At 35.0% G+C, this 13,167-nt stretch carries 9 protein-coding genes; 1 reads left to right on the plus strand and 8 read right to left on the minus strand.

Going from position 1 to position 13,167, the window contains the following annotated elements; genetic code table 11:
* Positions 1-283 precede the first annotated feature (283 nt).
* Positions 284-1,639, plus strand: coding sequence for a M28 family peptidase (locus BUA76_RS01780; protein WP_083573127.1), 1,356 nt, complete (start codon positions 284-286; stop codon positions 1,637-1,639).
* 2,301 nt (positions 1,640-3,940) lie between these two features.
* Here BUA76_RS01780 and BUA76_RS01785 read toward each other — a convergent pair.
* The 8 genes from BUA76_RS01785 to BUA76_RS01820 form a co-directional block, all read right to left on the minus strand.
* The gene (locus BUA76_RS01785) at positions 3,941-5,104 is read right to left on the minus strand and encodes an aspartyl protease family protein (protein WP_072883098.1); all 1,164 of its coding nucleotides are present in this window, start codon (positions 5,102-5,104) and stop codon (positions 3,941-3,943) included.
* A gap of 38 nt (positions 5,105-5,142) precedes the next feature.
* A complete protein-coding gene (locus BUA76_RS01790) occupies positions 5,143-6,096 on the minus strand; it encodes a DUF4435 domain-containing protein (RefSeq protein WP_072883102.1) in 954 nt (317 codons plus the stop codon).
* Positions 6,093-7,526 (minus strand): AAA family ATPase, encoded by a 1,434-nt coding sequence (locus BUA76_RS01795; RefSeq protein WP_072883104.1) that lies wholly within the window; start codon positions 7,524-7,526, stop codon positions 6,093-6,095. Before BUA76_RS01795 ends, BUA76_RS01790 begins: the two co-directional genes overlap by 4 nt.
* A gap of 42 nt (positions 7,527-7,568) precedes the next feature.
* Positions 7,569-8,192 carry a hypothetical protein gene (locus tag BUA76_RS01800; RefSeq protein ID WP_072883108.1) on the minus strand — a complete coding sequence of 208 codons (624 nt, stop codon included), beginning with the start codon at positions 8,190-8,192 and terminating at the stop codon, positions 7,569-7,571.
* A 133-nt stretch (positions 8,193-8,325) separates the two neighbouring features.
* Complete coding sequence (locus BUA76_RS01805) at positions 8,326-8,901, minus strand: hypothetical protein (protein ID WP_072883111.1); 576 nt, start codon at positions 8,899-8,901, stop codon at positions 8,326-8,328.
* Between the two features lie 896 nt (positions 8,902-9,797).
* Positions 9,798-10,835 (minus strand): peptidylprolyl isomerase, encoded by a 1,038-nt coding sequence (locus BUA76_RS01810; RefSeq protein WP_228408438.1) that lies wholly within the window; start codon positions 10,833-10,835, stop codon positions 9,798-9,800.
* 81 nt (positions 10,836-10,916) lie between these two features.
* On the minus strand, positions 10,917-11,426 hold the full coding sequence (locus BUA76_RS01815; RefSeq protein ID WP_072883116.1) for an FKBP-type peptidyl-prolyl cis-trans isomerase: 510 nt from the start codon (positions 11,424-11,426) through the stop codon (positions 10,917-10,919).
* 613 nt (positions 11,427-12,039) lie between these two features.
* Entirely contained in the window at positions 12,040-13,110 is a 1,071-nt protein-coding gene (locus BUA76_RS01820; RefSeq protein WP_072883117.1) for a branched-chain amino acid aminotransferase, read from the minus strand.
* Positions 13,111-13,167: the final 57 nt, after the last annotated feature.

The raw sequence follows: 13,167 nt of genomic DNA on the forward strand, positions 1-13,167 counted from the left end.
TATAGTTTTATTCTTAAATTTCTCAATTCAATAAACTTTGTTTATTTTTCAATTTAACATTAAGAATTTCAGTAAATTAAGTTGAAACGAATTAAGAAACCAATTAATTGTTTTATTAAGTTTTTTAAGACAATTCTCTTAACTTTCTTAATGTTAAAAATAATTTATAATGTAAGCATACTAAAGCTATTAATGAGTTTAATAAATTAATTTGAAACTATTGTATGCTTTCTTTCACTACGAAGTTTACCCACCAACCCATTATAAATAGGATTAACAATACATGAAAAATATTTTAAGCACCCTACTTATAGCCGGAAGCATCGCTGTTTCCGCACAGGCAAAAGAAGACTCCCTACAATTTGCAAAGATTTCTACGGAAATTTTAAATAAAGGAAAAGCATACAACGAGCTGAGAGATTTAACCAAAAATATCGGCCACCGTCTCAGCGGTTCCGAATCCTATGAAAAGGCCGTAAAGTGGGCTGAACAAAAGCTCCGTGATGCGGGAGCCGACAAAGTATGGCTTCAGGAAGTCATGGTCCCGGTGTGGGTAAGAGGAAAAGAATCGCTGCAGATCAAAACGTCCAACGGAAACTGGAAAAGTTTAAAAATGCTTTCGCTGGGCAATTCTGAAGGAACGGGCGGAAAAGATGTTACCGGCGAGATCATCATGGTTCGTTCGATGGAAGAATACGAAAAACTTTCCCCGGAACAGGTGAAAGATAAAATTGTGTTCTTCAATTACCCTTTCAGCCAGTCTTATATTGAAACATTTCGAGGATATGGTGATGCAGCGAAATACAGAACAACGGCGGCTTCTTTAACTGCAAAAAAAGGAGGTAAATTTGCCATCATCCGTTCGCTTTCTTCTGCTTTTGACGATGTTCCGCATACCGGAGCAATGCGTTACGCAGACGGCAAGAAAATTCCTGCAGTAGCCATCGGAAGCACTACTGCAGATGAGCTTGCCAAACTGCTGCAATCCCAAAAAGTTACGGCAAAGCTTAATTCCAACTGCGGGATGAAAGGCGAGAAGCTGTCCCACTCTGTGATCGGGGAAATTACCGGTAAGAAAGATCAAAGCGTGATTGTAGTCGGTGGCCACCTCGATTCCTGGGATGTGGGCGAAGGTGCTCATGACGACGGAGCAGGAATCGTTCAGAGTATCGAAGTATTAAGAACCTTTAAAAACTTAGGAATACGAAATAACCACACCATCCGGGTCGTATGTTTTGCCAATGAAGAAAACGGGGTTAAAGGCGGTGTTCAGTATGGAAAAACAGCCAAAGAAAGCAATGAGAAACATCTGTTTGCCATAGAATCCGATGCGGGCGGATTTACCCCGAGAGGAATTTCCCTGGATATGGACCAGGAAAAAAGAAAGCAGATCCAAAGCTGGTCGGAACTCTTTTTACCGTACGGAATTTATGATTTTAAAAATACCTATTCCGGAACAGATCTTTATCCGCTTCACGATATGGGAATTCCGGCTGCAGAGCTGGTTCCGGATTCTCAGCGGTATTTTGATATCCATCACACAGAAGAAGACACATTTGAAAAGGTAAACCGACGGGAACTTCTTTTGGGCGCAGTAGCCATGACCCAGCTTATTTATATGATCGATAAAAACTGGTAATATATTCAACCGTTCTTTTTAAGAGCGGTTTTTTTATGAGGTGATTTCTTGTCCCATTTCCCGAAAACCTGCTTGTTACTTTTAAAACAACAATACGTTGTCAAACAATGAAATATTGTATGACTGTTTGTGTTGATTTGATAAAGCGCTTGATCTAATCTGGGCAATCTGCAGGATCAGCGGGATACTAATTACGGAGAATTACTGATAAGCATTAGATATTTAACGCTACGATCGCAAAGCAATGTGTTATTGCTTGTTAATTTTCGCTCGCAAGGGCACTTTGTTCAGCAAGTGATAGCATTGTTTTAATGTAATTATAAATCTCTTGAAATACATCTATCATTTGCTGAGTAGAACGCCTTTGCGAACGGAAATAATCAACAAATATTAATTCAATAACCAAGCGATCCTAGCGCTAAGAAAATAAAAGCTTTTTTTGGTTGTCCGCTTATTAAACTAAGGCTTCGACAAGCTCAGCCTGACATCGCTAAGAACAAAACGTTAGTATTAGAGCTGTCACACTGAGCTTGTCGAAGTGTTTAATATAAATCCGTAATTTTCAAGTTAGAAAATAATAGCCGTTTATTTTGTAGACATTTAAATTTTTTCAGCCACTTATGCAAAGCAATATATTATTGTGTATAGGTTTTCAATCGCAAAGATGATGATAAGTAACTTCATTATTTAGGGAGCAAAGTTTAATCAACAAGTTGATTTGATGAAGTGCATGATCTAATCTGCGTTATCTGTGCAATCTGCGGGATATAATAAAATCTGATTTAATGATAAACCTTTGCAGCACTTGCAATAAAACAAAGCTTTTTTTTGGTTGTCCGCTTATTAAACTAAGGCTTCGACAGGCTCAGCCTGACATCGCCAAGAACAAAACGTTAGTATTAGAACTGTCACACTGAGCTTGTCGAAGTGTTTAATATAAATCCGTAATTTTCAAGTTAGAAAATAATAGCCGTTTATTTTGTAGACATTTAAATTTTTTCAGCCACTTATGCAAAGCAATATATTATTGTGTATAGGTTTTCAATCGCAAAGATGATGATAAGTAACTTCATTATTTAGGGAGCAAAGTTTAATCAACAAGTTGATTTGATGAAGCGCATGATCTAATCTGCGTTATCTGTGCAATCTGCGGGATATAATAAAATCTGATTTAATGATAAACCTTTGCAGCACTTGCAATAAAAACAAAGCTTTTTTTGGTTGTCCGCTTATTAAACTAAGGCTTCGACAGGCTCAGCCTGACATCGCTAAGAACAAAACGTTAGTATTAGAGCTGTCACACTGAGCTTGTCGAAATATTTAATATAAATCCGTAATTTTCAAGTTAGAAAATAATAGCCGTTTATTTTGTAGACATTTAAATTTTTTCAGCCACTTATGCAAAGCAATATATTATTGTGTATAGGTTTTCAATCGCAAAGATGATGATAAGTAACTTCATTATTTAGGGAGCAAAGTTTAATCAACAAGTTGATTTGATGAAGCGCATGATCTAATCTGCGTTATCTGTGCAATCTGCGGGATATAATAAAATCTGATTTAATGATAAACCTTTGCAGCACTTGCGCTAAAAACAAAGCTTTTTTTGGTTGTCTGCTTATTAAACTAAGGCTTCGACAGGCTCAGCCTGACATCGCTAAAAACAAACGTTAGTATTAGAGCTGTCACACTGAGCTTGTCGAAGTGTTTAATATAAATCCGTAATTTTCAAGTTAGAAAATAATAACCGTTTATTTTGTAGACATTTAAATTTTTTCAGCCACTTATGCAAAGCAATATATTATTGTGTATAGGTTTTCAATCGCAAAGATGATGATAAGTAACTTCATTATTTAGGGAGCAAAGTTTAATCAACAAGTTGATTTGATGAAGCGCATGATCTAATCTGCGTTATCTGTGTAATCTGCGGGATATAATAAAATCTGATTTAATGATAAACCTTTGCAGCACTTGCGCTAAAAACAAAGCTTTTTTTGGTTGTCTGCTTATTAAACTAAGGCTTCGACAGGCTCAGCCTGACATCGCTAAGAACAAAACATTAGTATTAGAGTTGTCACACTGAGCTTGTCAATCTCTTGAAACACATCTATCATTTGCTGAGTATAACGCCTTTGCGAACGGAGTTAAGTGCAATATTTTTATTAAATAACAAAGCGTTCTCTGCGCTAAAAATAAAAGATACTATTGTTTTTCTCCCGCTGATTTTGCAGATTTTGCAGATTTATTGTAGGATAAAACTATTCCGATATAGTAATTATCGTCTGAAACGAACAAACAAAATTACTTCAAATACACCTTTTTATTCATTTGTATATCAATGATTTTACCGCCTCGTTTTATCTGTAATTTAAGGCTGTCCAAATCTTTTTCTACACGATTAATGAAATAATAACACGACTTTTCTTTATCAAGGTTCTGTAAAGAAATTCCATTGATGCTGAGAATGGCATCTCCTATTTTCAGCGGAAAATTGTCTTCTTCAAACACAAAAGTCACCATTGCATTACCGTCAACAAAGCGGTAGCTGAACCCAAACGACTCAAGGGTTGGCGGACTTTTAGCAATTCTTTTCATGTAGATATTGCTGTTTTTCCAGTCGAGGATGAAGGTGAAATCTTTCAAGAACTCATTGCCGATAAGATCGGTTTTCCCGGTTCCTATTCTTTCATCCTGAAAGAGCGTATTTCCCATCTTCAGGGAATCGGTGCGGAAAATATATCCTGCTGCCGGAGTAGCGGTCCCGAAAGCACCGGTCGTACGTGTCCCGAATGTTTTGATGACATGCTGAAAGGTCTTCGGATTGATGCCGTCACCGGAAACTTCCAGTCTGCCAGTAAACCCGGTGTCGAAAGTGAGTTTTATATCTCTGTTGAGAAGCGATGCGGTAATAGTCGGTGTTTTTTGGGGCTGACTTTCAAAAGGAATGACGATGTCATAGTCCTTCACGTTAAAGTTGGAAAGATCTGCAGAGGCTTCCAATACATTTTCGGAATAGTTGATTTTCCAGAAGAGTTTGGCCATCTGATTGGCTCCGATAATGCCATCCACTTTCAGGCAGCCCAGTTCCGCCGAATTGAGATCCAGCACAATCGCGCCTACATTTTTGAACACAAGGTGATCCACTTTCATTTCAGGAAGTTCGGTGAAGATCTGCTGCTGCACCTTTTCATCAGAATCTTTGATCGATCTTTTGTATTTTTTTCTGAGGTTGAGTTCTTTGTAAATCGCCTGGGAAATAACCGTCGGCGCCCCGGAATCGAAAATGAAGTTGTAGGTTTTCCCGCTGATGTCCACCTTTACAAACGGCAGGTTGTTTTCATATCTCAGACTGACTTTTTCAACAGGCTGCTGCAGCTGCACCTCCCCTTTTTCAAAAAAGTTTTTACCCTGCCCGAAAACCGTAACTGCTGAACATAAGAAAAAAGTGTAGAGGATTTTTATCATGGACTTATTTTATGGCTAAAATAAGGTTTATAGTATAACTAATTTATAGTATCTATAAATTCTTTTAATTTTATTGGAAGTTTTACTTTATTATTCAATATTTGAAAGATATTGCTTTCATTTACTTGTATTAACAGTTTTGGTCTTATTAATTTTTTGTTAGGTGCATTTGCGTTAAATTTTTTGACTTCTTTGGATATCTCTAATACTATTTCCTCAGAAATATATTTTAGATATAAAAACATAAAATACAAATCATATTTACCTCTTATAAATTTTTGAGGTTTAGACTCCAAATCAATTTTCTTGTAGAATTCTTTTATCTCTGGCAAACTAAAATTATCACATCCTGTTTTATCACAAATATATTTAAAAGATGTTTCATATGAACCTAAATCCTTCTTTTTTAAAATCCCTTCTTTATTTATAAAAAACAAATCTGATATTTTAATATCATTAAAATTTACCTTATAATTATGTTTTCTACAATACATCATCCATGCAGAAATTTTTTTTAACTGTCCAATATATTCTTTGTGTTGAATTTTAAAATTTTCGACCGCTAAATTTATAATTGTCTCATCACTAATTAAGCAATTATCTATAATGAATTTTCTTAATGTATGTTCGTCCACAAGATAATTTTCAATAGAGTAAAGTTCTGTTATAAATATATTATCGTCTTCGTATAATTCTTGACCAATGTAATCATCAAAATCTTTATCTATAAAAAATAAAATCCTTTTTTTACTATAAAAATTCCAATCAAGACTTTTATGGTTGTCAATAACATTTCCTTTACCATTACAAACAATAAATTTCAATTCATTTTCTATATTTCTCTCAATAAATTGACTATAAAAAGAAATATCTTCAATGCCTTCAACAAAACAAAAAATTGTATTATCATCACTTTTATACTGTGAAATTATTTTTATGTATGACGCAGCTGGTGATAAAACTTTTTCATCAAGAATATCTAATAAGCTCATTTCTTCTCTTTAAATTCTTCTAATGAATGTGTATAATTTCTAAGGTTATTATGAAAAATAAATGGTGAATGTGTTACCGCAAAGAGTCCTTTACATTTTTCTAGTTTTAAAATATCACTCAAAAATTTTTCTTGCCATGGAACAGACAATGAGAGTTCTGGTTCATCAATAATAATAAAGTAATCTTTGGATGAAAGAATTAAATGTGTGAACAATGAAATAATTTGTTTTTCGCCAGATGAAAGATCCTTCAGCTCAATTAAATTTCTTTTATCATTTTTTACATCTTCATCAAAAAGATTTTTAATTTTAGTATAAAAAGAATATTTTAATTCAATTTCTACTTTAAACTCATCTTTATTGTAAATTAATTCTTTTTCATTTCTAATATATTCATTACAAATATTAATTAGATCAATTATATCACTTTCTTGTCGCTTTTGATCTCGATAGATTTCGAAAAGTTTCCAAACAAAATGTGCATTAATTTTATCTTCAATATTTTCAATAGAATAATTAGACTGTAAACGTTTTACAAATTCTTCTAGCTTCGTTTTTCCTGCTTTACTTATTACAGAGTCATCAAGCCTTTTTAAAATATAATTTAATGCAGTATCATCAATTTGTAAAATCTTTGAAAAATCAAAATTACTATAACTCCTATTAAGAATGTCATCTAAGTAAGAACCTATTAAATTTGAGTTTAAAGAATCATAAAAATAATTTTTTAATTCAAGACATCTCTTTTCTATTTTTCGTTGAATATCATTCATTCCAAACTCTACTAATTCAACAAACTTTTCATCATTACTTGAAGATTTACGATTCTGGATTATTTCATAATCTTTAACTGTTCTTTCTAAATGAGGCAATATATTTATTAAATCTTTTTCAATTCTTCTATAAGTTGGAAGATATATAATTTTTGTTTCTACTAATATTGAGTTTAATTTTGTCTCAATATTTTTTATATTTTCATGGTTTTCAATATTTTCTTTTTTCTCATAAACATCAAAAATATATTCCCTTATTATACTTGATGGTATGCTGTATTTGTTAGATAGCAAATCTAATTCAGATTCAGTTAAGTTGAATAATTCAAATGGATTAATTTTCGCAGAAATTTCATTAAGTTTTCTTAAAGTGTTAAGTGAAAATTTATTTTTAAATCTGTTATCTCTTTTTAAAAGATTTTGAAAAAATCTTTTTGTAAATTCAATTTCTTCATTATTTATTTTACAATAAATTCTTTTAAAATTATATTCCAACAATTTATTCCATTGTTTGGATAAAAAATAATAGAAAATATTAACAATTGTAGTTTTTCCCGATCCATTATCCGAAACCAATATTAATCTATTACTGTCAAACTTCAATTCATAGTTTTTTGAATTATGTAATCCTTCAATTCTAAAAATTTCTATATCCATGTATATAAGTTGTTATTATTAAGTAGTCAATATAATAGTTTTTTAAATACTATCCCAAATTTTTAAAAAACTTAAAGCCTCGCCTTCAATTAAACTTAAATGTATACTATTAAGAGATGAATTTTCATACAGTTTTTTCTTAGAAATATCTAGAATAGCGAAATTCGCGTCTATAAAATCACCTTTTTTAAGGTTTTCATTCATCATCAAAAGAATTAAATCAGCTTTGGATTTAGATAATGATTCTGACTTAAAGTATAATTTAATTATATAAGGCTTATCATTTATAAAAAGTCCTACTTCTGGATTTATTTTGATTCTTAAATCATTCATCTTCCAATCTGCAAAAGGAGGTTCAATCCATTCAAGCTTTTTTTTGCCTAAAAAAGATTTATACTGTGTAATTAAATGTGGATATAGATTAATTTTATTTTTATCCGTTAAACCATTCATTACTTCGTTAAGTAAATTTTTGTTTTTATTTTCTTTATGGATCTCAACTATTTTTTCTCTTAAAGGTTTCCAAAAATCAAAAGCGGGATGATATGGATCCCTATTTTTAATTTCTTTAACTTTTGTAAATTTAGTTGTTCCAATTTTTGAAACATAGTCAATAAAATCAGTAAGTGAAATTTGGACATGCTCAACATTTTTCTTTTTAGCCATATAAGTACAATCATTTAGATTTTAAAATTATAAATATATAGTAATAAATAATTACGGCTTTCCGTATTTTCCCTGAATTTTTTACACAAAAAAGCCATCCCAACGGACAGCTTTCAATAAAACATCTAAAATTCTAAATTTTATCCAATACCTTCTTCGGAAGCACTTTTACCAGTTGCGGTTTGTATTCCTTTTCGACAATCACAAACTTCCAGTTTTTACGGTCTTTGGAAACGGCGCAAGCTTTCATATTGGTGTTGATGGTGTAAATGCCTTCCTTCGACAGGTATTTTACGTTGTTCTTGCCGTATCTTTTTTCCAGCATGGTGTTGACCTGCTTTTTCATGTCGTCGTTCAGGGAAGACATATTGCACTTCATGGTAAAATAATACTGGGCAATGGAGAAATATTCCCCGTTGATGAGCTCCGGCTTTTCAATATTCCCGAATTTCAGGTTGCTGACCTCAATCTTCATGAAGGGATTGTTGTACGTCATGTTCAGGATCTGGGTCATCTGTTCCTTCGGGACTACCGTGAAAAATTTAGGATAAATAAAACCTACCGCCTGGTCGATCTTTTTAGCCATAACCGAATTCATGAAATAGGAAAGACTTTTTTTAATGGCTGCATCGTCGGGATTCTGTTTTGTCTGGGCAAAAATCAAAGAGGACATCAGTACAAATGCAAACAGAAGGGATTTGGTTTTCATAATTTTTTATTATTGTTTTTGCACGTCAGTTCGAGTGTTTTCGAAATGTAATGGAGAAATGTATCGAGAACTTTATATTAACAAACTTTGTTGCAAATCTACCTATACTGACGTTGAATTTCCTGATAGGTCGTGGGATTCGGCGGGATCGTTACAAAAATGTGTCGAGACCTTAATATTGTTCAACTTCCCGATACGATTTTTTCAAAATCTACTCGAAGTGACGTTGAGCACTATTTCAGTGAGAATGAAAGCTCGTCAGTTCGAGTGTTTTCGTAGCGTAGCGCAGAAAATGTATCGAGAACTTTTATATTGACAAACTTCTCGATACGATTTTTCAAAATCTAATCGAAGTGACAATCTGCATAATTTCCATCGCTTCGTCAGTTCGAGTGTTTTCGCAGCGCAGCGCAGAAAATGTATCGAGAACTTTTATATTGACAAACTTCTCGATACGATTTTTTCAAAATCTACTCGAAGTGACGATCTGATAATTTCCATCGCTTCGTCAGTTCGAGTGTTTTCGCAGCGCAGCGCAGAAAATGTATCGAAATGACGATCTGCATAATTTCCATCGCGTCGTCAGTTCGAGTGTTTTCGCAGCGTAACGCAGAAAATGTATCGAGAACTTTATATTGACAAACTTCTCGATACGATTTTTCAAAATCTACCGAAGTGACGTTGAGCACTATTTCAGTGAGAATGAAAGCTCGTCAGTTCGAGTGTTTTCGCAGCGCAGCGCAGAAAATGTATCGAGAACGAATTACCAAACTTCTCGATACGCTTTGCAAGCTACTCGAAGTGACGTAGTGCATAATTTTCTACCCGAAATGACGTCTTTAACACAACAAAAAAGCCATCCTTGCGGACGGCTTTCATTATATTATCAGATCTGATTATTTCACTTTTACCAGCTCAACATCGAAGATCAGCCATGCATTTGGCGGAATTACGCCTCCTGCTCCTCTTTCTCCGTAGCCCATTGCCGGCGGAATCAATAAGGTAGCGGTTTCTCCTTCTTTCAATAAAAGGATTCCTTCGTCCCATCCTTTGATTACTCTTCCCATCCCGATCGGAATCTCAATCGGCTCGTTTCTTTTGAATGAAGAATCGAATTCGGAACCGTCAACCAATTTTCCTGCGTAGTGTACGGAAACATTGTCACCTGCTTTCGGTGCTTTTCCGTCCGTTGTTTTGGTGATTTTATAATACAGTCCGGATTCGGTTTTCTGCATTCCTGCTTTTAAATCCTCCACCATTTTCTCCTGATTGGCTTTGAATTCTTCTTCCTTCTTCTTTTTATCCGCTTCTTCTTTCGCTAAATACGCCTTATTGTTTTCTGCGATTTTCGCTTTTCCTTCCGTGAAGGTTTTCGCAGCGTCGTAGTTTTTGTATTCGTCTCCTTTGCTGAAAACAGACACTTTTTCCAATACGATATCTGTTTTAGGCTTATCCTGAGGACCTTTTTCTACATTGGCAATTGCATCGATTACTTCTTCTCCTTTTACCACTTTTCCGAAGATGGTGTGTCTTCCGTCTAACCACGGTGTTGCTACTTCCGTGATGAAAAACTGAGAACCGTTGGTATTCGGTCCTGAATTGGCCATGGAAAGAATTCCTTTTCCGGTATGCTTAAGGTCGTTTCTTTCGTCCTCGAATTTATATCCCGGATCTCCCATTCCCGTTCCCTGAGGATCTCCTCCCTGGATCATGAAATCTTTGATCACTCTGTGGAAAATGGTTCCGTCATAGTAAGGAACTCCCTTGGCTTTTGCCTTGTTGTCTATTTTCCCTTCTGCAAGGCCAATAAAATTCGCTACCGTTACAGGTGCTTTTTTGTCTTCAAACTTCACGATCATATTTCCTTTCGTTGTCTGAAGATTTGCATACAGTCCGTCGTTAAGACCTTCGTAAGTTTCTTTGTCTACGTTCATTTTTTTATAAATTGGTGTACAACTCATGAGCGAAATACTTGCCGCTGCCAGAATTATATTTTTGTTAAACAATTTCATTGATTATAATGCTTTTAATTTTATGATTAACGGGATATCATTATCGATTTTCTTCTCATCGCCGTACGTGCCGTAGGCAAGAGCCGAAGGAACCAAAAGCGTGACTTCTTCCCCATCATGGATAAAACGCAAAGCATCTTCTACCGCTTTCAGCTCATCAAAGTGTCCGAATCTGGCATCTCTTCTCTGTATCGGCTGGTCGTAGATCTTCGTCTGGTCAAAATCATACAGATCGTACGAATAGGAAATAAAAGTATCATCCTGCCTTCGCTGTCTCTGGTCAAACCCCTGAACATTTACCCAGTAATTGAGCTGGGTAGGATAATATTTTGCCGGCTGCCCGTTGATCCATTCCTGAATATGGTATCTTTCCTGGCTGTTCAGGTTTTTCATTCTTTGCTTGGAAACGTCAAGGTCATTCTTACTGAGCACACCGCCCACAGGTGGATGCGTCTGTGTATTCTTGCTGCAGCTGAATAAGCCGAGAACCAATATGAAGAGTATTTTTTTCATAAACTTTTGCGAAAATACACATTTCGGGAATGATTAACAAAAGTTGTAAAGCAAAGTTTGCATATTTCACAGGGATGGTGCGTATGAAATTGTGAGGCTCTCTATTGATGATCTACCGTTTTATTTTTCCAGGAGCTTATTCACGCTTTCCGCACTCGCTATTTTGTATGGTTTTGGTTGCGGCGGCTTCGCCACCGCAACCAAAACCATACAAAATGAGCTCAAACAATTGCTGCAATCGTGGCTAGGATGAAGGTGAATGGTGAATTTCTGCGAGTGAATTGTAAATTTTGTTATATATCCACTATTGACAATTCACAATTCAGTATTATTCACTTTTGAAAACCACCCCGTCAAAAATTCTAAGAATTTTTGCCACCCCTCCAAGGGAGGGGAATTTTAGACACTTCTTATAATTTATTTAAAAAATTAATACTCTAATGTCATCCTGTAAAGGATCTAAACCAAGCAAGCATTTTGTTACTAAACTATGCTGAGATGCTTACAGCATGACAAACACGGTGGAAACATTGTAGAAAGCTTGAAGTAAATAAAGTATACGCACGCGAAAAGCCGGGAAATCCCGGCTTTTTGTAAATATTTAAATTGAAAATTATACGGTTTCCAATACGTGGTCTACCAATACTCTCCATCCGAAAGGATCTTCGGAAAGGTTGTTCTGAAGGCTTACCAAATCATTTTTAAGCAATTCCGCAAAGCTTTCTTCACTGGAAAGTTTTGGTAATGCAAGCTTCTCTCCCTGATATCCTAATGCTTCAAAAACGGTTGTTACTACTGCTGTTCCTACACCCCAAACTTCTTTTAAGGTTCCGTTTTTCTGAGCTTCGATAACATCTTTTACTTTGATAGGCTCAACTTTCACTTCAATACCTCTCTTTTTAGCCAGCTGAATGAAACTGTCTCTGGTAACTCCATCAAGGATTTTTTCTGAAGTTGGCGGCGTATAGATCGTGTCATTGATTCTTACAAAAACGTTCATTGTTCCGCTTTCTTCAAAGTATTCGTGAGTGGCATCGTCTGTCCAGATGATCTGCTCATACCCTTCTTCAATGGCAAGCTGTGTAGGATAGAACGATGCAGCATAGTTTCCGGCAGCTTTTGCGGAGCCTACCCCGCCGCTTGCTGCTCTTGAATAGTGGTCTGAAATTTTTACGGAAACCGGAGCTGTATAGTAGCTTTTTGCCGGAGTTGCAACGATAGCAAACATATATTTATTCGCTACTCTTGCCTTCAACGCTTCTTCGGTTGCGAAAATTAAAGGTCTGATATATAAGGACATTCCTTCTCCATAAGGAATCCAGTCTCTGTCGATATCAACCAATGCTTTTAATCCATCCAGGAACATCTCTTCGGTTACTTCCGGCATTGCCAGACGTTTTGCCGACTTATTGATACGTTCAAAATTCTTTTCGGGCCTGAAAAGGAAAACCTGTCCGTCTTTGTCTTTATAGGCTTTCATGCCTTCAAAACAAGCTTGTCCGTAGTTTACCCCCATCATAGCAGGCGTAAACATTAATGGACCATAAGGAACCAATTTTACATCACCCCATTTTCCGTCTTCATACTCGCAGATGATCATGTGATCAATAAAAGTATTACCGAAAGAAAAATTGTTTGGATCGAATGTAGAAATTCGGGAGTTTTCAGTTTTTTGAATTATCATTTCTAAAATTTTTTATGATGTTCTACAAATTTAACATAATTTTCTAAATATAAAAAT

This window comes from Chryseobacterium takakiae, from assembly GCF_900129385.1.
GTDB classification, from domain to species: Bacteria; Bacteroidota; Bacteroidia; order Flavobacteriales; family Weeksellaceae; genus Chryseobacterium; species Chryseobacterium takakiae.